The sequence below is a fragment of the Telluria sp. LT2P80 genome, from assembly GCF_059685955.1.
The window spans coordinates 189,538-208,729 of sequence record NZ_JCASIO010000004.1; the positions used below are offsets into that span (position 1 = coordinate 189,538).

Here is a 19,192-nt window from a genome sequence, read left to right on the forward strand (position 1 = left end):
GTCTGACATTCAGACACGACCTCAGCCTTAGCCACTTCCAATGGTGTCTTGCACAGTATTAGCTTGGCCCGGTTCCAGCTGGTGCTGACTACCCGATTGTCGAGCTCGTGTCCGAATGTCAGACCTGACCCCCGCTTTTCTCTGCGATTGTCGAGCTCGTGTCCGAATGTCAGACCTGACCCCCGCTTTTCGCTCAGAAGAATTTGTAGGTTGCCATCATCGTGAATGAACGGCCGCGCGGGTCGGCTACGCGTGGCTCCCAGCTGCTGCCGGCACCCGTGTTGCTGTCGTAGGTGATCGCGAACGGTGGATCTTCGTCCAGGATGTTCTTGATGCCGGCGGTGAGCGTCAGGTTCTTGAAGCCCGTGTAATTTGCGGTCAGGTGGAAGATCGAATAGTCGTCCACCTTGCTGTTGTACTCGGACGGCTTGATGCGGCCGCTGGCCACGCCTGGCAGCACCTGGTCGGTGTAACCCGAGCGGAAGATATTCTGCAGCATGCCGCTCCAGTTGCCGTATTTGTAGGTCACGTAGGCGCTGTGCTTCCACTTCAGGCCCAGGTCGCCGGTGAACAGGAAGCGGCCGATTTCGCTCTCGCCGAATTCGGCGTTCTTCGTGGCGCGCGACTTCTTCTCGAGCAGGCGCGAACCGTCGATGCCGATGCCCCAGATCGAACCGGTGCTGAACTTGCCGGTCATGCGGGCGCCCACTTCGAGGCCGCGCGTGATGCGTTCGCCGGCGTTGAGCCAGCGCTGGTCGATCTCGGTCAGGTTGCCGGCGGCGTCGCGGATGAACTGGTCCTGAAACAGGCTGTAGTTCGCGATCATGGTCACCGCATTGAACGAGTCGATCGTGTTTTCCTTGCGGATTTCCCACAGGTCGGCATTGGCCGAGAAGCCGCCGGCTGGCTCGAACACCAAACCCAGACTGGCCTGCTTGGCCGTTTCCGGACCCAGCGTGTTCTTGCCGCCGGTGAGAACAACCGGATTGACGGCCTGGCAACCGGCGACTGCGGTGTCGACACGGCCGCTCGGGCAGGTAGCCGGATCGGCCAGGTCCTTGCCGACATACTGGCTCTCGGTCACGCCGTTGAACAGCTGGTTGAACGACGGCGCGCGGAAGCCCTCGTTGTACGAACCGCGGAACATCAGTTGCGGAATCGGCTGGTAGCGGAACGAGACCTTCGGATTGGTCGTCGCGCCAAAGCCCGTGTAATCGTCGCGGCGGATGGCGAACGTCAGCTCCAGCGCCTGCGTGACCGGCACCAGCATCTCGGCATACACGGCCTTGATGTCGCGGCTCACCTTCGGCAGCGCATTGACGTCATCGAACGGCGCATTCAGGATCGCCGGGCGCGCACTGACGGCGCGCAGGTCGCCATTGAACTTGTATTCTTCGCGGCGCAGGTCGGTGCCCAGCGCCATCATCACGGCGCCGGCCGGCAGCTTGAAGATTTCGCCCGACAGCGCGGCGTCGAACTGGGTCAGCGTCGTTTTACCGCCGTACATGACGACGCCGGCGGCCGAGGTAGCGCGGATCGCATCGATCGCGGCCTGGCTCTGGGTCTGGCCCGGCAGCAGGAACGGGTTGACGATGCCCGAGCCGAGCACATCGCGCAGCGCCACCGTGTAGTTGTAGCCGGTACCCAGCAGCGATTCCGATTCGCTGTAGGCGCGCGACAGGCCGACGCGGTAATCGTAGCGGTTGCCGAACAGGGTCAGCGGCCCATCGGCGCCCACCAGCACGCGGCTGGCCTTGGTCTCGGTGGTGATCTCGCGATTGCCGCACTCCATGCAGCGCCAGCGGTACGCGATCGGCAAGCCGTAGTTGGCCGAGATGCCGGGGAAGGTCTTGACCAGTGCGTTGTAGACGTCGTTGTAAGCCGCGCCCGTGCTTGGGTAGAACGAGCTCGGACCGAAGGTCGACGCCGATGGCGAAATCTGGTTCGGCGAGAAGCGTTTGGAGACTTCGACGCGCGACGCGACGCCTTCGGCGAACAGCTCGTGCTCGCCGATGCGGAAGGTGGCGCGGCCCAGCGCGTTGGTGTTCTTGACCGGCTGCTGCAGCACCGCTGCGCGGCCCGTATCCCAGGCGCAGCCATAGGCGGCGCCCGGCGTGTCCCACAGTTTTTCGTCGTACGCGCCCATGCCGTCGATGCTGTCGCACCCGGCGCCGCCTGGCAGGTCGAGCAGGCTGATGCCGTTGTAGGCAACGCTGCTGCCCGGCAGGGTCGGACCGGTGCCGGTACGCGAGAGCAGCGTTGGCGCCAGCGTCGTGGCGAAGATATTGCCGCTCGGCGTACCGCGCGTATCGACCGACACGCCGCGGTTCGGCTGGAAGGTGTTGACGAAATCACGCTGGTTGCCGCGCAGCGCCTTGTTCTCGCTGTGCGACAGGGTCGCCAGCACGTTCCAGCCCTGCGTATCGAGGTCGCCCCAGCCGCCGGTGAGGCTGGCGCGGCCGATTTCGCCGCCGCTTGCCTCGGCCACGTCGGTGAAGGCTTGCGCTTCCAGGCCCTTGTAGTTCTTGCGCAGGATGAAGTTGATCACGCCGCCGATGGCATCGGTGCCGTACACGGCCGACGCGCCATCCTTGAGCACTTCGACGCGCTCGACCGCCGCCATCGGGATCGAATTCAGGTCGACCGCCGAGCCTTTCATGCCGTGCGTGGCAACGCGCCGGCCATTGAGCAGCACCAGCGTCGAATCGGAACCCTGGCCGCGCAGGTTGGCGCTGGACGCGCCGTTGTTGCCGCGCTGGGCGCCCGACGTGACGTCGGCATTCGAGGCCAGATTGTCCGAGCCATTGCCATTGATGTTCAGCGTGGCGATGAGTTGCTCGGCCGTGACGATGCCCTGGTCTTCGATCTGCTTGCGCGAAATGATTTCAACCGGCAGCGCGCCCTCCTTGGCGATACGCTTGATGCTCGAGCCGGTGATTTCCACCCGCTGCATCGACGTGTCGGTTTGCGCTTGCGCCACGAGCGGCATGGCAGCAGGGGCGACCGCCCCCATCAAGGCGATTAGCTGGGCCAGTTTCTTCAATTTCACGATGTTTCTCCTTGCGTTCCGGGGCGGTCGTCGGCCGGCGCGTGCATTGCATCGCGCCGGCCTGCGTGTCGCATGCCAAGTTGATTCTTGGCATTACGTTATGTTTTCAATTCAGAGTACGCTCACAATTTTGTGACAAGCCAATGAATTATCCGGAGGGGAGTATAACCAGCGGGAATATTTTCTTGCGGAAAAACTAACGGAATCTATCGCTTGCCCCTGACCGAGCGTGCCCTTTGCGCAACATCGATATCGAGGTAGCGCCAGTTCGTGAATTCGACGGGATGGCGTTTGTAGTTTTTCAACCACGGATGCCGCAGATCGCCCGATAAAACATGGGTCAAAGGCACCCATGGGTTGTACGCGTGCAGCAGCTGGTTCATCTCAAAATAGAGTGTGTTCCGCTCTGCACCATCCTGCAGCAAGCGTGCTTTTTCATAGCGCACATTGTATTGAGGCAGGTTGAAACGCGCGTAGTTCGCGCGGCCTGCATTCGGCCCGTACAACAGCTGATAAAAGTTGTCGCCGTCGGGGAAATCGGCGATCCAGTTACTCTCGAACATTTGCACCGTTCCGAGGCGCGAGGCCTTGATGATCTCGGTTTTCTTGTCGGACTTGAAAACGACGCGCACACCGATGGCATTCAGGCATTTTCGCCACAGTTCATCGCGCAGGCGCCCGCCCACGGTCGCTTCGCTGTGCATCGTCAAGGTCAGCGGTTTGCCATCGGGGGCGCGTCGAAAACCGTCCGGGTCGCGCCCGTCGTAGCCATGCCGATCGAGCAAGGCATTGGCCAGCGCCGGGTTGTACGGCACCGGACTGCGGTAGCGCGGATCGTAACCGCGCACATTCGGCGGCAGCGGCGACTCGGCCTTGATCGCAAACCCTTTCTTCAGTAGCGCAATGTCTTCGGCGCTGTTGTACGCCATCGAAATCGCACGCCGCAGCGCAATGCGGTCCTTGCTGTAGCCACCCACGACCGGGTCGGTCATGTTCATCCACATATAGTAGGTCTGCAATACCGGAAAGCGCGACAGCACGATCCCGCGCGCCGCCAGGTCGGGCTTCAAGGCGCCGTCCTGCACGACCATCTCGGTCATCGATTCGGGAATCTGCTCCAGGTAATCGTAGTCGGCATTCAAAAAGCCCAGCATGCGGCCCTGGAATTCCTCGGCAATGCGCACCTCGACCCGGTCTACGCGTGGCAGGCGCTTGCCTTCCAGTGCGGCGGCAATCGCCCGGTCTTGCGGGTCGTCGCCCGGCGTGGCCGCGAACACGGCGGTGGAATCCGGATTGGCCAGCAGCACGATGCGGTCGCTGCGCTTCCACTGCCCCAGCATGAATGGTCCGGTGCCGATCGGGTGATTGCCCGCCTGCCCCGGATAGGCTTCGATCACTTCGCGCGCCACCACGCTGCTGGCCGCCGTCGCCAGATAGAACAGGAAGTTGTTGTCAGGCGCGGCCAGCTGGATACGCAGCGTGTAGCGGTCCGGCGCCTGCAGGCCGGCCACCGGCACATCCGGGCCGAAGCGCGCGCGCAGCGCGGCGTCGCCTGCGATCTTGCCTTCGAACATATAGGCCCAGGGCGACTTGAGCGCCGGATCATATAAACGCTTGAGGCTGTAGACATAGTCGGCCGCCGTGACTTCGCGCTTGCGGCCCTTGAACGCGGGGTCGGGCGTGAAGTGGATGCCGGGGCGGATGCGGAAGGTGTAGGTCAGGCCGTCGCTGCTGACGGTCGGCATGGCCGTGGCCGTGTTGGGGCGCAGCGTGGCCGGGCGCGCCAGGTAGTCGTAGCGCAGCAGCGGATCGAACAGGTTTTCCAGCAGCGACAGCGTGGCGTTGTCGGACGCGACCGCCGGGTCGAGTCCGGTCTCGCTGGTGGAGAGGAACATGTGCAGGACCTTGTCCTGTGTCTGCGTCTGCGCCTGAGCACCGGAATACGGCACGAGCAGGAACGACAGCGACAGCAGCGTAGCAGCGGCGGAGCGAAATTTCATGACGGCAGATCCTTTGGGGCATCTCATACAGCGTGCCGTATCATAGGCGCGCCGCGCCCTGGCAAGCAACGCTCATAACTTTTGCGCATGGCGCGGCTGCATTCTTTCATCCACGCGGCTTGCCCTTGGCCCCTGGGCGCTGCACAATCGTCCGAACCCGGCGGCAACGCTTCGATCAGCACCGATCAGCACCTCTCAGCATTTACTGGTTATCGATGGCACTCAATTACATCTGGACAGGCTTCTTCCTCGTCGGCTTCCTCGCAGCAATGGCGCAGTGGCTCTTCCTCGGCGACACCGAAATCTTCAAGCGCATCATCGACGGCACCTTCGACTCGGCCAAGATGGCCGTGATGGACATCGCCCTGCCGCTGGCCGGTGTCATGACGTTCTGGCTCGGGATCATGAATGTCGGTGAAAAGGCGGGCGCCATCAACCTGTTCGCGCGCGTGATCGGCCCGTTCTTTTCGCGCATATTTCCCGGCGTGCCGCGCAACCACCCGGCCAACGGCCACATGGTGATGAACTTCTCGGCCAATATGCTGGGGCTCGACAACGCGGCCACGCCGTTCGGCCTGAAAGCCATGGAAAGCCTGCAGTCGCTCAATCCGAACAAGGATGAAGCGACCGATGCGCAGCTGATGTTCCTGGTGATCCAGACCTCGGGCCTGACGATCATTCCGCTGGCCGTGATGGCCCAGCGCGCGGTGCTGGGCGCGGCCAACCCGGCCGACATCTTCATCCCGACCCTGATCGCGACCTACACCGCCACCATCTTCAGCATCATCATGGTCGGCCTGCGCCAGCGCATCAACCTGTTCGACCCGGTGATCTTCGCCTGGATCGGCGGCACCGCGGCGCTGATCGCGTCGATGGTCCTCTCCTTCACCTACTTCCTCGACAAGACGCAGATCCAGCTGGTGTCGTCGGTTGCCGCCAACCTGGTGCTGTTCGGCGTCATTGCCGCGTTCATGACCGGAGCGCTGCGCAAGAAGGTCAATGTGTTCGAAGCCTTCATCGAAGGCGCCAAGGGCGGCGTCGAAACGTCCATCAAGATCATCCCCTACCTGGTCGGCATGATCGTGGCAATCAGCGTGGTGCGCAACTCGGGCATCCTGGGCATGGTCACGAGCGGCTTCGCGTGGGTGTTTGCCGCACTGGGCCTGCAGACCGATTTCGTCGGCGCGCTGCCGACCGCGCTCATGAAATCGCTCTCGGGCAGCGGCGCGCGCGCCATGATGATCGATGCGATCAAGACCTATGGCGTGGACTCGTTCGTCGGCCGCCTGGCCAGCATCATGCAGGGCGCGTCGGACACCACGTTCTACATCATCGCGCTGTATTTCGGCTCGGTCGGCATCCGCAAGACGCGCTATGCGGTCAGCTATGGCCTGCTGGCCGATCTGGTCGGCATCATCGCCGCGATCTTCGTGGCCTATCTCTTCTTCGGTTAAGGATTCACGCATGTTCAAACGCGCCACCCTCGTCCTGTCGCTGCTGTGCGCCACGTCGCTCGCCCAGGCCCAGCTACCGGCGCCGGTGGCGCAACTGATGCAGCAAAGCGGCATCGCACCAGGCGAAGTGGGCCTGCTGGTGCTGCGCGGCGACGCGGCCGTGCTGTCGCACCAGGCAGCGCTGCCGATGCAGCCGGCGTCCACGATCAAGCTGGTGACGACGCTGATCGGTCTTGAGCGGCTTGGCCCCACGTTCCGCGGCCGCACCGAACTGCGGACGACCGGGGATGTGAAAGACGGTGTGCTGCGCGGCAGCCTGTACGTCAAGGGCGGCGCCGATGCGGACCTGGCTGGCGAACACCTCGAAGCCATGCTGCGCGCGCTGCGCTACCAGGGCATCGAGCGCATCGAGGGCGACCTGGTGCTCGATCGCAGCCTGTTCCAGCCGGCGCGGCCGGATGTCGGCCTGCCGCCGTTCGACGAGTCGCCCGACGCGTATTACAACGTGATTCCCGACGCCCTCCTCCTCAACAAGAACATGCTGCAGCTCGACATGCGCGCGACCGGCGCCACCCTGCAACTGCGCATGTACCCGGAGCTCGAACGTGTCTCGGTCACGTCGGCGATGACGCTGGTCGAGCGCGATTGCGCGAAGTGGGAAGACGGCTGGCAGCTGCCCGAGACGCGGCGCGCGCCGGATGGCCGCATCGAGGTGGTCTTGCGCGGCACCTTCCCGAAGAACTGCAACCGCAGCTACAGCGTCAATGTGCTCGACCGCGACGATTACGTGGGCCGCTTCGTGCGCCGCGCCTGGACCGATCTGGGCGGCACGCTCAGTGGCCGCACGATCACCGGCGCCACGCCGCTGGATGCGCGCGTGCTGGCAGCGCACGCCGCGCGCGCCTTGCCGGAAGTGGTCCGCGACATCAACAAGACATCCGACAACACGCTGGCGCGCCTGCTGTTTCTGAGCCTGGGCAGCCTGCAGGGCGATCCGGTCGACGGCAGCCTGGCGCTGCCGGGCGGCGAAGTCACCACCTTTGCGCGCGCCGACGGCGCGGTGCGCGACTGGCTGCGCGCGCAGCGCATCGACGACACCGGGTTCGTGATCGACAATGGTTCGGGCCTGTCGCGCGTGGAGCGCATCAGCGCGCAGCAGATGGGCAGCCTGCTGCAGGCGGGCTTGAAGAGCCCATGGGCGCCCGAATTCCAGGCCAGCCTGCCGATCGGCGCGGTCGATGGCACCATGCGCCGGCGCCTGGCCGGCACGCCGGCGGCCGGGCGCGCGCGCCTGAAAACGGGCACGCTGCGCAACGTCACCGCCGTGGCCGGCTACGTGCCGGATGCGAATGGCAACCTGTGCGTGGTGGTGGCGATGGTCAACAGCGAACGTGCTGGCGACGGGCGCGGCCGCGCCGTGCTCGATGCGCTGGTTGACTGGGTGGCGCGCTCGGGTACGACGCAGGCAGCAGCGATGCAACGTTAAGCAAATTGTCACGGGATTGAACCGGGTTATCTTGCAAAACTAACAAAGTAATTAATGAACTGATACATTTTGTTAGTTTCAAGTAAGAAAACCTTGCCACAATAGTCACGTGCCCGGTGCCGCTGCCGGTGATCGGCCTGGCCGGCGCCGGCGCCGACGCATCCCGTCCTGTCCGACTATCGCCGAATGTGATCGTGTGTCGCAGGCATTGCCACCTGCCGCACTGTTGATCGTATGCATATTCATTACCTGACCGGCGAATTCGCGCGCAGCGCCAGCGAAATTGCGTTCCTTTCCAACCAGATCGAACGCACACGCGCCATGCTCGGCTTCACGCTGGTGTTCTGCGTCGTGTTCTTCCTGTGCTTTTTTGTGACGGATATCGCGGTGCTGGGCCTGGATGCAGCAGTGCGCGACACGCTGCCGGCACGCCTGCTGGTCGCGGCCAGCGCCGGCACCTGCGCCTGGCTGGCCTACCGCCGCCCCCTGTCGATCCGGGCCATGCGCCTGGCGGCGTCGCTGTCCGAAGGCATTGCGCTGTGCTGCTTCATGGTGGTGGCGCTGGCGCGGCCGTACGAGGTGCACTGGCATGCGATGTCGATGCTGATCATCCTGGTGGTGATCTACCTGTACATCCCGAACCGCCTTGTCTACTCGACCGCGCTCGGTACCGGCGCCACGATCGTCTTTCTGGCGCTGGTCACGTTCGTGCTGCCGCCAAGGCCCGTGTCGGACCTGCTCACGATGGGCATGCTGCTCACGATGATCAACACGTTCGGCATTCTGGCGGCGCGCCGCTACAACCGGGTGGCGCGCGAACAGTTCCGGCTGGAGCTGACACTCAAGCAGATCGCCCAGCGCGACCAGCTCACCTGCTGCTACAACCGCCACTACCTGCACGATCATCTGCTGGGGCATGAACTGGAACAGGCCCGCCGGCACAGGCATCCGGTGTCGGTCATCCTGTGCGACATCGATCACTTCAAGCGCATCAACGATACCTTCGGCCACCACGAGGGCGATGTCGTGATCCGCACCTTTGCCGGCCTGCTGCACAAGATGGCGCGCAGCGGCGTCGATGCCGTGGTGCGCTACGGCGGCGAAGAATTTTTGCTGGTCCTGCCCGCCACCGACCTGGCGCAAGGGGCGAAGCTGGCCGAGGACCTGCGCGCGGCGTTTGCGGCCAACCGGGTCGCGCCGGATGCCGATGGCCCCGGGTTGCAGACCACCGCCAGCTTCGGCCTGGCCACGTACGATTTCGCCCGCGACGACGGCCACATCACGTTGCCCGACCTGATCCTGACCGCCGACAAGCTGCTGTACGCGGCCAAGCACAATGGCCGCAACCGGGTCGAAGCAATCGCGATGAACTGACGGCTACAGCACGCGCTGAAAGGTGCGCCGCACCCGATCGCGGTCGCCGCAATCGAAGTGCCACCATTCGGTTTTGATGGCCAAAAAGCCCGCTGCCAGCATCGCCTCGCGCAGCAGTCGCCGGTTGGCCACCTGCGCTTCGGTGAGGCGTCCGGCCAGCACAAACCCTTCTTCGAGCGCCGGATGCGACAGCTCGGTCATGTCGTCGAAACCGGTGCCCATGTCCAGCTCATGGCCGGCCGCGTCGATCAGTGTGAGGTCCAGCGCCATGCCGTACGAGTGGATCGAGCCGCGCGCCGGATCGGCCAGGTACAGGCGCAGATCGGTGCCCTCGAGCGCATCCCACAACTGCTGCTGGACGCGCTGCGGCCGCAGTGCATCGAGCACCAGCACCGTCAGGTCGGGCCGGCGTTCAGCCAGCCACGCCACCACGCGCTCGAGCGCTGCGGCTGCCTGCACATGCAGCCAGGCGCAATCGAACGGCGAATACAGATCGCGTCCAACGAAGTTATTGGCGGTGGCGTAGCGCAGGTCGACCCGGATGCCGGCGATGGAATCCAGATGCCGGAACGCCGGGCTGGCGGCAATGTCTTCGCTGGCGATGAACGCGTGCATGGTCTGAAAAATCCTAGGCTGCTTCGAGACAGGCGCGCGCGGTCGCGCCGATGCAGTTGGCCAGCTCGCGCGCGCCGTGCGACAGCGGCGAGTGGCTGGCCGTGAGCAGGTACAGGTGCACGGGAATCGACGGCGACCACTGGCGGCACTGCACCTGGTTCGCCGCGGCCGATGCGGCCGTGAACGGATCGACCACCGCCGTGCCGGCGCCGGCTTCGACCAGCGAGCGGGCGATCTGGTACGTCTGCACCACGGTGCGAAACACCGGTTGCACGCCCTGCGCTTCGCAGGCTGCCATCACCATCTCGCCCAGCGGATCGCGGTCGGCCATGCCGATCAGTTCACCGGTCAAACCGTCGGCCGCGATCGGCGTGCGGCATTCGGCGTCACTCCAGGTGCCGCGCGGCGCCATCACCGTCAGCAGGCCATGCGCGATCGGCTCGGCCACGATTCCGGGATGGCGCGGATCCTGCAACGACAGGCCGACATCGGCTTCGCCCAGGCGCAGTGCATTGACGATTTCGCTCGTGTGGTGCGTGGCCAGCTCGCACCGTGTTTCGGGAAAGGCACGGCGCCAGGCGGTCATCCCGGCCGGCAGCACGCTGACGGCAATGGTCGGCGTGGACACCAGGCGCACGGTTTCCACCGCGCGGCCCTTCAGGCTCGCGGCCAGGCGGCGGATGCCCTGCAGGTCGCGATGAAGCTTTTCGGTTTCGATGAACAGGCGGTGCGCTTCCGGCTTGGGATACAGCTTGCCGCGCACGCGCTCGAACAGCGGCATGCCCAGTTGCAGCTCGGCGTGCTGCAGCACCTTGGTCACGGCCGGCTGCGAGATATGCAGCACCTGGGCGGCGCCACTGATGGTGCCGACCTGCATGATGGCGTGGAATACTTCGATATGGCGCAGACGCATCGCTTATCCCCCAATTGCCGCCATCATGGCGTAGTGATGACCGGCGTGGCCGGGGCCGGAGCGGTTTCCGGCGTCGGTTCGACCGGCAGCACCGGCGTCGGCTCGGGCAAGGTCGGCGTCGGCGTCGGCGTCGGCGTCGGCGTCGGCGTCGGCATTGGCATCGGTGCTGGTGCTGGTGCCGGTGCTGGCATCGGCATCGTGGTCGGCGCCATGGGCGCCAGTGCTGCCGCCACTACCGGCGGCGGCGTGTTCGCTGGCGTCGTCAGCACTTCCAGCAGCGCGGCTGTTTCGGCATCGGCAACGCCCGAGATATCGCGCGGACGGTACTTCATCTGAAACGCCGCCAGCGTGGTGCGGGTCGCTTCATCGTACATGCCGCTCTGCACCAGGCCAAAGCCGTGCGTGGCCAGCTTGCGCTGGAACCAGGCGACGTCCGGCAGCAGGGCCTCGAAGGCCGGACGCACCGCGGCGACGCGGTTCGCATCCGGCCACAGTATCAGGCCTTCCTGCGCCAGGCGCTGCCACGGGAACTGCGGCCCCGGATCTTGCTTCCTCAGCGGCGCGATATCGCTGTGACCGAGCACGTTCTCGGGCGCGATGCCGTGGCGCGCGACGATGTCCTTCACCAGCGGCAGCAGCGCATCCATCTGCGCCTGCGGGAACGGCGCGTAGATGCGGCCCTGCGGCGTGTCCTTCCAGCCGGCGTTGACGATCTCGATACCGATCGAGCTGTTGTTCAGTTGCGTGAAGTTCTTCCAGCTCGAATTGCCCGCATGCCAGGCGGCGCGGTTCTCGTCGACCAGGCGGTAGATCTTCGGCTGCGCTTCGTCGGTCAACAGGTAGTGCGAGCTGACCTGCTGCTGCGTCAGGATCTTGATCGAGGCAGGCGTGTTGGCCACCGTGTAGTGCAGCACCAGAAAACGCGCGCGGCTCGACTGGCCGACTGCATCGTAGGTGGTGTCGTACTTCGGCGTGGTCGGGGCGGTCGTGGTACAACCGGCCAGCACGGCCAGGGCGAGAGCGGCAAAGATCGATTTCATGGGGATTCCTCGTTGATGTTCTTGTGGGTTGGGCGCGCGGGCGGCATGGCGGCCGGTTGCAATGCCAGCCGCGCGGCGCCGTGATGGGCGCGCAGGCCGGTCTGCGTCAGCACCAGCCCGGCCGGCAGCGCGGCGCGCATCGTCTCGATGATCAGGGGGTGCAGTTCGCTCGCACGGCCGGCCAGCACCACCGGGCGCGGACCGAAGCGGCGCGTGAGTGCCAGTGCCAGGCGCGCCAGTTCCAGGCCGGCTTCGCTCAGGATCGTGGCGGCGGCCGGATCGCGCTCCGCGCTGGCGGCAACGGCCAGCGCCAGCTTGCCGATCGCGCCGCGCTCGCCGTGATAGATGAACTGGCGCGACACATTCCAGTCGGCGCCGCCGATGTGCTCGAACACGGCCTGCGCCAGCGGCGAATCGCGCCAGCAGCCAGGTTGCTCGTCTTCGTTGCGCCAGATGTGGCGCAGCGCTTCACGCGCGATCCAGAAGCCCCCGCCGCCATCGTCGAGCAGCACGCCGCGCCCGCCGGCGCGGTGGAACACGTGGTCGGCGTCGATGTAGGCGCCGATCGAGCCGGTGCCCGCATACACGAGGTAGCCGGCGCCGGGCGCGAAGTTGGCGCGATACGCCAGTTCGATATCGTTCGACAGTGTGACCGCGCTGGGCGCAACGCCCAGCAACTGGGCCAGCCACGATTGCAGCAATTCGTCGTCGCCGCCAAACCCCGTCAGACCGGCCTGGATGCGCAGCGGACTGGCATGCGCGAGCACGGCCGCCGCCAGTTCTTCCAGGCTCGCGCGCACCGCTGCGCGTCCGTCCGACGTGGCCATCTGCAGCGCCGACAGGCCCGCGACCACGCCGTCGGCCAGGATGGCGCCGCCGGGGGCCGCGAGCGCCCAGCGCGTCTCGGTGCCGCCGGCGTCGATCCCCAGGCCAAACCCGCTCAGGTTGTCACGATCAGATGACATCACAAAATCCGCCTCTAAAACCCGATGCTACCTGCATTACGCTTTGCCCCATACGCGCACCCGTGCGCCCTCGTTGCCCAGGCGGTCGACGGCGCTGACCACCACGATCTCGGCTGCGCCCAGCGTCGCATCATCCGGCACCGACCAGGCCACGCGCACCGCCGGGACCACGGCGAAACGCCATTGCCCGCCGTGGCGCGACCAGACCGCGTACAACGCATTGGCCTTGCCCGCCTTGAGCGTCAGGTCGACCGAGCGCGCGCGGCGCGAGGCTCCCACCAGCGGCGTACCGGGCCGCTCGTTGCCCAGCCACGTCGTGGCCGGCACCAGTGCCTGCCCGGCGTAGCGGGTCGTGCGCAGCTGGTCGGCGATGCCCTTGCGGTTCTGCATCAGGGCCACCATGCTGAAGTGGACGTGGCCGGTGGCCAGCGGCCGCGTACGGGTCACGTCGACCTGGGCCAGCACCTCCTGCGGCTCGTAGCCCTTGGTCGCCGCGCCGATGCGGCTGGTGAACAGGCCCGGCCAGATGTGGCGGCGCTGCGGATTTTGCCTGATCCAGTAATCGAGCAGCACGTCGTAGGCCTGGCCCGGCGGCTTGATCGGCCAGTACAGCTGCGGCACGAAGTAATCGACCCAGCCTTTTTCGAGCCACAGCTCGGCGTCGGCATACAGCTTGTCGTACTGCGAAAAACCAACGATGCCGGGCGGGCGACGGTCCGGGCGGCCCAGGCCGAAGGGGCTGATGCCAAAGCGCACCCAGCTCTTTTCGGCGTGGATCCCCTTGTACATCGCTTCGATCAGGCGGTTGACGTTGTCGCGGCGCCAGTTGGCGCGATCGAGCTGGCCGCCGCCGGCCAGGTAGCGGTGCCAGGCCGGATCGTCCGGGAAGTCCAGTTCGCGGCTGCCGGCACGGCCGTCGAGGGCCGCCGCGTTGCCGGCCATCTGCGGCGCGGCATCGATCGGGTACGGATAAAAGTAATCGTCGATGTGCACGCCATCGATGTCGTAGCGGCGCACGACGTCGAGGATCACGTCGAGCGTCTGCTTGACGGCCGCTGGCTCGCCCGGGTCCATCCACATGAATTTGCCGTAGCGTTTGACGACGGCCGGGTTGGTGTTGGTGATGTGGTTTGGCGCCGACTGGCCGCGCGAAGCGTCCATGCGCGCGCGGTAGGGATTGAACCAGGCGTGCAGCTCGATGCCGCGCGCATGCGCCTCGGTGATCCAGTACGCGAGCGGATCGTAGAACGGTTGCGGCGCCTTGCCCTGGATCCCGCTCAGGTATTCGGTCCAGGGCTCGAGGTTCGACGGATAGATGGTGTCGGCGGCCGGCCGCACCTGCAGCACGATCGCGTTCAGGTTCATGGCCTGGGCGCGGTCGAGGATGGCCAGGACTTCCTGCTGCTGCTTGGCGGCGCTCAGGTTCGGTCGGCTGGGCCAGTCGATATTGGCGACCGTGGACACCCAGGCGGCGCGAAACTCGCGCGGCGCGGCCGGCGGCTCATTGCCGCCGATGAAAGTCGTGGCGCCAGGCTTGGTGGGCTTGGTGCCGCAGGCCGCCAGGCCCAGGGCGACGGCGCTGGCCATGCCGAGCGTGAAAGTGCGTTTGTTCAGGTTGGGAAGCAAAAAAGAACTCCTTGATGTTGCTGTACCGGAGGTTGACGCTTCGCGCCGGCGCCACGTCGGGCGCGGCAGCGCGGGCGTCAGCCGTCCGCTTATTTTTTTCCGAATTCCGGATCGATCTTGACGAGCGCCGCCACGATAAAGGCGGGAATGGTCGCAAGACAGGTCCAGATGAAGAAGTGCTGGTAGCCGAGGTATTCCTGCAGGTCGCCGCTCCACATGCCGGGCACCATCATCCCGAGCGCCATCAGGCCCGTGCAGATCGCGTAATGCGCGGTCTTGTTCGGGCCATCGGCCACCATGATCATGTACATCATCATTGCCGTAAAGCCGAAACCGTAGCCGAACTGCTCGAGCGCGAGGAAGGCGGACACGATCATCAGATCGGTCGGCTGGGTTTGCGACAGGTAGACGAAGACCAGGTCAGGCACGTGGATCGCGAACACCATGACCCACAGGCAGCGTTTCAGGCCCACGCGTGAAATCAGCCAGCCTCCGGCCAGGCCGCCCAGCGTCAGGGCGATGATGCCGACCGTGCCATAGGCGATGCCGTATTCGGCGGTCGTCAAACCCAGACCGCCGGCGCTGATGGGGTCCTTCAAAAATGGCGCGACGAGTTTGAGCAGCTGCGCTTCACCGAGGCGGAACGTGAGGATGAACGCAACGATCATCCAGATATCGCGCTTCTTGAAAAAGGCGACGAAGGTGCCGATGAAGTCGCGCAGCGGATTGTCGCTCTTGGCGACGGCGTGGTCGTCGGCCGGCACCGGCAGCGCCCACTGGTGCCACGCAAAGGCGGCGAAGAACAGGCCGGCCAGCACGTAGAACACGATCGACCAGGCCTGGCGCACGTCGCCCAGGCTCACGGCCAGATAACCGGCCAGCACCACGAGCGGGCCTTGCCCGAACAGCGTGGCCAGGCGGTAGAAGGTGCTGCGCACGCCGACGAACGCCGCCTGCTGCTTCTGGCGCAGGCCCAGCATGTAGAAGCCGTCGGCCGAGATATCGTGCGTGGCCGAGCTGAACGCCATGATCCACAGGACCGCCAGGCTGACGACGAAGAAGGTGGGCAGATGCAGCACGGTGCCCACCGCAATGAGCGAGGCGCCGACGGCCAGTTGCAGCAGCACGGTCCAGCGCCGCTTGGTGCCGAACATGTCGACGATCGGGGACCACAGCGGCTTGATCACCCACGGCAGGTACAGCAGGCTCGTATAGAAGGCGATGTCGGAGTTCGAAATCCCCATGTCCTTGTACATGATGACCGACAGGCTCATCACGACGACATATGGAATCGCCTGGGCAAAGTACAGGGACGGCACCCACAGCCACGGGCTGTTCGCTTGCGGTTTTTGCATGACTCTTTCGTGCGCCGTGCAGGCCGGTGCTGCTGAAAGGGCGCGTGCTTACGCGAGCGCCTGGCGCACGCTGCCGTGCGCCGCTTCCAGCAGCGCTTGCGCCTGCTCGACACTGGTTTGTTTGGACAAGGCCACGATCGCGGTCTTGACGTGGAAGCCGCATTGTTCCAGCACCGCCTGCGCGGCCGCCTCGTCGGCGCCGGTGGCAAAGCTCGTCAGGCGGATCGCACGTCGTACCAGTTTGGCATTGGTGGCCTTCAAGTCTACCATCAGGTTGCCGTAAACCTTGTTCAAACGCACCATCAGGGCGCTGGAAAAGGTGTTCAACGCGATCTTTTGCGAAGTGCCCGCTTTCAGGCGCGTGCTGCCCGAAATGACTTCGGCGCCCGTGTCGAGCGTGATGCCGATCTCGGCCTGCGTGGCCACCGGTGCGTCCGGGTTGTTGGCAAAGCCCACCGTCAGCGCGCCGGCGGCGCGCGCGGCGCGGATCGCGCCCAGCACGTACGGCGTGGCGCCCGACGCCGCCAGCGCCAGCACGACATCGTTCGGCCCCACGTCCACACCCTGGATATCCGCCGCGCCCTGCTCCAGATCGTCTTCGGCGCCTTCGACCGCAGCGAACATCGCGCCATGGCCGCCGGCCAGCAGCGCCACCGCGCGTTCGGCGGGCCAGGAAAAGGTCGGGTACAGCTCGACGCTGTCGAGCACGCCGAGGCGGCCCGAGGTGCCGGCGCCGACATAGACCAGGCGCCCGCCCGCTTCCATGCGCGGCACTGCGGCTGCCACAGCGGCGGCGATGCGCGGCCCGGCCTTGCGTACGGCGTCCACCGCATGGAACTGGTCATCGACGAGGGCATTGACCAGTTCCGTCGTCGGGTACTGGTCGAGCGCGGTGTGCGCCAGGGAGGGGGTTTCGGTATTGAGCATCGCTGTCTCGCACCTGCACAGTTTGGTTAAAACCAGTGTAATACCACTTTGACAAGCGCTTCCATGAAAGGATCGGGCGCCGTCATGCCGCCAGGTTATGCATTCAGGCTTGCCGGCGCAGCTCGGCCACGAAATCGTAATGGTCGCTGCGGCAGTAGGAATGGGTCAATTCAACCGGTTGGCCCGATTCGAGGTACCCCACGCGGGTGATGAACAGCACCGCGCGGCCTTCGGGCACCTCGAGCCGCGTGGCCAGTTCGAGGTCGGCATTCATCGCGCGGATGTGCTGCAGCGCGCGCACCGGCAGGTGGCCCGACTTGGACAGGTGCGCGTACAGTGACGCCGCCACCAGTTCAGGACGCGGCAGCACGGCGGCCGGGATCACGCTCACTTCATAGGCCATGACGATGTCGTCGGCAAAGCGCAGGCGCTCCAGGCGGGCGATGCGCGCACCGGGCGACAGGCCGAGCGAGAGCTGCTCGTCGGCGTCGGCCAGCATCGTGTCGCGCCGCAGCCATTGCGAGCGCGGGGTGTAGCCGCGCTGCTGCAGTTGCTCGGAAAAGCTCGACAGCGTCGACAGCGGCTGCTCGATGCGCGGCGCGATGTAGTTGCCCGAGCCGCGCCGGCGCACCACCAGGCCCTGGTCGACCAGCTGGTCGATCGCCTTGCGCGCAGTGACGCGCGAGACGTCGAGCTGCTCGGACAGCATGCGCTCGGACGGCAGCGCCTGATCGGCCTGGTACCGGCCGTCACGCACGTCCTGCGCCAGCTTGCGCGCAAGCTGCTTGTAGAGCGGCGAATTGTCGTCGTGGTCGACCTGGAATCCGGGGCTGGGGCTGTTCATGGCGTCGTGGCGAAGGGGGCTGGCATACCATCGAAGCATACCACTTGCGACCAATACAAAACGGTTATGCCCTGCGCACGGCTATTCATTGGTCAAGGGTTTCGGGCAGTCCGTATGCTGGACCGACAGTCACAATCACGCAACGCCAAGGGACGAACATGAATCACGGCAGGCGCACCCTCCTCGGCATGGCCATGCTGGGGACGATGGGACCATTATTTGCAGCGATGCCGGCCGGCGGTGGCGCGGCGGGCACGGGCGGCGCCCTGCAGCGCCAGCTCGACGCCGAACTGGCGGCCAGCGCCGACGATCCGGCCTGCCCGCTGGCCAGCCTGTCGGTGCTGGCGCTGCGCGCCGGACAGCCGGTGTACGAAGGCGCGTTCGGGCGGCGCACGATCGGCAACGGCGTGTTCCCCGACCGCCCGGCCACGCCGGCGACGCTGTACCGGATTGCGTCGATCTCGAAACTCGTCACCACGCTCGGGTTGATGCGGCTGCTGGAAGCCGGCCGCGTCGACCTGGACGCCGACGTCTCGGGTTACCTCGGCTTCACGCTGCGCAATCCGCATTTCCCGACGCAGGCCATCACGCTGCGCCAGCTGCTCGTGCACACGTCGTCGCTGCGCGACGACGCCGGCTACTTCTGGCCGGCCACGACGGCGCTGAAGGACGTCGTCACGCCGGCTGCACAGCCGATGTGGTCAAGCCTGGCCGGGCCGGGCGCCTACTACACCTACTGTAACCTGGGGTTCGGCATCATCGGCACGATCATGGAGCGCGTCACCGGCGAACGGTTCGACCTGCTGATGACGCGCCTGGTGCTGCAGCCGCTCGGGCTGCAGGCTGGCTACAACCCGGCCGGGTTGCCGAAGACCGCGCAAGACAATATCGCGACCATCTACCGCAAACGCGCCGTCGACAGCGAGGTCTGGGCGCCGAACGGGCCGTGGATCGCGCAGGCCGACGATGTCGGCGCGCGGCCACCGGTGCCGCCCCCTGGCCTGGACGGCTACGTCCCCGGCACCAACGCAACGCCCTTCAGCCCGACCGGCGGCTTGCGCATCGCCGCGCGCGACCTGGGCGTCATCATGCGCATGCTGATGGCCGGCGGCGTGCATGGCGGCGCGCGCCTGCTGCAGAGCGTGACGCTCGAACGCATGTTCGCGCGCCACTGGTCGTACGATGGCGTGGGCGGCAACGGCAATCCGCTGGGCAGCATCCTCAGTCCGCGCGGATTCGGCAACGCGCACTATCCGGACCGCCCCGGCCTGCGGCTGGCGCCGGGTTTCGATGCGGTGGGCCACCTGGGCGACGCCTACGGGTTGCGCTCCGTGTTCGCCATGGACCGCGCACGGGGCCACGGCGTGGTCGTGCTGGCCGGCGGCACCGGAACCGACCCGGCCGCCACGCCGGGTCGCGCGACGGCATTGGCGCGCTATGAAGAGCGCATCGTGGCGGCCTTGCACCGCCGCGCGATCCTCGGCCTGGCCGATTGACCGGCATGCGGGTGCGTACATATATCCCGGTTATGAGCGCGCGCGCTA

14 protein-coding genes are annotated in these 19,192 nt (G+C 65.8%); 4 read left to right on the forward strand and 10 right to left on the reverse strand.

Translation table 11 applies throughout. The annotated features are described in order from the left end of the window. Positions 1–193: 193 nt before the first annotated feature. Together AC56LW_RS12585 and AC56LW_RS12590 are read right to left on the reverse strand one after the other, a co-directional pair. Complete coding sequence (locus AC56LW_RS12585; protein ID WP_499634712.1) at positions 194–3,049, reverse strand: TonB-dependent receptor domain-containing protein; 2,856 nt, start codon at positions 3,047–3,049, stop codon at positions 194–196. 206 nt (positions 3,050–3,255) lie between these two features. Further along, complete coding sequence (locus tag AC56LW_RS12590; protein WP_499634715.1) at positions 3,256–5,049, reverse strand: ABC transporter substrate-binding protein; 1,794 nt, start codon at positions 5,047–5,049, stop codon at positions 3,256–3,258. 215 nt (positions 5,050–5,264) lie between these two features. Here AC56LW_RS12590 and AC56LW_RS12595 point away from each other — a divergent pair, with 215 nt between their 5' ends. The 3 genes from AC56LW_RS12595 to AC56LW_RS12605 all read left to right on the forward strand — a co-directional run bounded on the left by AC56LW_RS12595 (position 5,265) and on the right by AC56LW_RS12605 (position 9,363). Beyond that, entirely contained in the window at positions 5,265–6,503 is a 1,239-nt protein-coding gene (locus AC56LW_RS12595; RefSeq protein ID WP_482896669.1) for a nucleoside recognition domain-containing protein, read from the forward strand. Between the two features lie 10 nt (positions 6,504–6,513). Next, complete coding sequence (gene dacB, locus AC56LW_RS12600; RefSeq protein WP_499634718.1) at positions 6,514–7,989, forward strand: D-alanyl-D-alanine carboxypeptidase/D-alanyl-D-alanine endopeptidase; 1,476 nt, start codon at positions 6,514–6,516, stop codon at positions 7,987–7,989. Between the two features lie 234 nt (positions 7,990–8,223). Next, complete coding sequence (locus AC56LW_RS12605; RefSeq protein WP_499634721.1) at positions 8,224–9,363, forward strand: GGDEF domain-containing protein; 1,140 nt, start codon at positions 8,224–8,226, stop codon at positions 9,361–9,363. A gap of 3 nt (positions 9,364–9,366) precedes the next feature. On the opposite strand, the gene AC56LW_RS12610 is transcribed toward AC56LW_RS12605, so the two are convergent. The 8 genes from AC56LW_RS12610 to AC56LW_RS12645 form a co-directional block, all read right to left on the reverse strand. Further along, positions 9,367–9,978, reverse strand: coding sequence for a M15 family metallopeptidase (locus tag AC56LW_RS12610; RefSeq protein WP_499634724.1), 612 nt, complete (start codon positions 9,976–9,978; stop codon positions 9,367–9,369). 13 nt (positions 9,979–9,991) lie between these two features. Beyond that, on the reverse strand, positions 9,992–10,891 hold the full coding sequence (locus AC56LW_RS12615) for a LysR family transcriptional regulator (RefSeq protein WP_332531244.1): 900 nt from the start codon (positions 10,889–10,891) through the stop codon (positions 9,992–9,994). Positions 10,892–10,914: 23 nt separating this feature from the next. Next, positions 10,915–11,931 (reverse strand): N-acetylmuramoyl-L-alanine amidase, encoded by a 1,017-nt coding sequence (locus tag AC56LW_RS12620; protein WP_499634727.1) that lies wholly within the window; start codon positions 11,929–11,931, stop codon positions 10,915–10,917. Then, a complete protein-coding gene (locus AC56LW_RS12625) occupies positions 11,928–12,896 on the reverse strand; it encodes an N-acetylglucosamine kinase (protein WP_499634729.1) in 969 nt (322 codons plus the stop codon). The genes AC56LW_RS12620 and AC56LW_RS12625 overlap by 4 nt, the downstream gene beginning before the upstream one ends. A 36-nt stretch (positions 12,897–12,932) precedes the next feature. Next, positions 12,933–14,522 (reverse strand): glycoside hydrolase family 10-like protein, encoded by a 1,590-nt coding sequence (locus AC56LW_RS12630; protein ID WP_332531241.1) that lies wholly within the window; start codon positions 14,520–14,522, stop codon positions 12,933–12,935. Between the two features lie 89 nt (positions 14,523–14,611). Beyond that, positions 14,612–15,877, reverse strand: a complete 1,266-nt coding sequence (locus AC56LW_RS12635; protein WP_499570989.1) for an AmpG family muropeptide MFS transporter — start codon at positions 15,875–15,877, stop codon at positions 14,612–14,614. Positions 15,878–15,925: 48 nt separating this feature from the next. Continuing rightward, a complete protein-coding gene (gene murQ / locus AC56LW_RS12640) occupies positions 15,926–16,825 on the reverse strand; it encodes an N-acetylmuramic acid 6-phosphate etherase (protein ID WP_499635284.1) in 900 nt (299 codons plus the stop codon). Positions 16,826–16,907: 82 nt separating this feature from the next. Next, the gene (locus tag AC56LW_RS12645) at positions 16,908–17,648 is read right to left on the reverse strand and encodes a GntR family transcriptional regulator (protein WP_332531239.1); all 741 of its coding nucleotides are present in this window, start codon (positions 17,646–17,648) and stop codon (positions 16,908–16,910) included. Between the two features lie 158 nt (positions 17,649–17,806). Between AC56LW_RS12645 and AC56LW_RS12650 the strand changes: the two genes are divergently transcribed. Then, positions 17,807–19,144, forward strand: a complete 1,338-nt coding sequence (locus AC56LW_RS12650; RefSeq protein ID WP_499634733.1) for a serine hydrolase domain-containing protein — start codon at positions 17,807–17,809, stop codon at positions 19,142–19,144. Positions 19,145–19,192 lie beyond the last annotated feature (48 nt).

Excerpts from the sequence above, each read along its gene's own strand:
- dacB (WP_499634718.1), top strand. The coding sequence starts at position 6,514 with ATGTTCAAACGCGCCACCCTCGTCCTGTCGCTGCTGTGCGCCACGTCG.
- AC56LW_RS12645 (WP_332531239.1), bottom strand. The coding sequence starts at position 17,648 with ATGAACAGCCCCAGCCCCGGATTCCAGGTCGACCACGACGACAATTCG.
- AC56LW_RS12650 (WP_499634733.1), top strand. The coding sequence starts at position 17,807 with ATGAATCACGGCAGGCGCACCCTCCTCGGCATGGCCATGCTGGGGACG.
- AC56LW_RS12615 (WP_332531244.1), bottom strand. The coding sequence starts at position 10,891 with ATGCGTCTGCGCCATATCGAAGTATTCCACGCCATCATGCAGGTCGGC.
- AC56LW_RS12590 (WP_499634715.1), bottom strand. The coding sequence starts at position 5,049 with ATGAAATTTCGCTCCGCCGCTGCTACGCTGCTGTCGCTGTCGTTCCTG.
- AC56LW_RS12605 (WP_499634721.1), top strand. The coding sequence starts at position 8,224 with ATGCATATTCATTACCTGACCGGCGAATTCGCGCGCAGCGCCAGCGAA.
- AC56LW_RS12610 (WP_499634724.1), bottom strand. The coding sequence starts at position 9,978 with ATGCACGCGTTCATCGCCAGCGAAGACATTGCCGCCAGCCCGGCGTTC.
- AC56LW_RS12625 (WP_499634729.1), bottom strand. The coding sequence starts at position 12,896 with ATGTCATCTGATCGTGACAACCTGAGCGGGTTTGGCCTGGGGATCGAC.
- AC56LW_RS12620 (WP_499634727.1), bottom strand. The coding sequence starts at position 11,931 with ATGAAATCGATCTTTGCCGCTCTCGCCCTGGCCGTGCTGGCCGGTTGT.
- AC56LW_RS12635 (WP_499570989.1), bottom strand. The coding sequence starts at position 15,877 with ATGCAAAAACCGCAAGCGAACAGCCCGTGGCTGTGGGTGCCGTCCCTG.
- AC56LW_RS12595 (WP_482896669.1), top strand. The coding sequence starts at position 5,265 with ATGGCACTCAATTACATCTGGACAGGCTTCTTCCTCGTCGGCTTCCTC.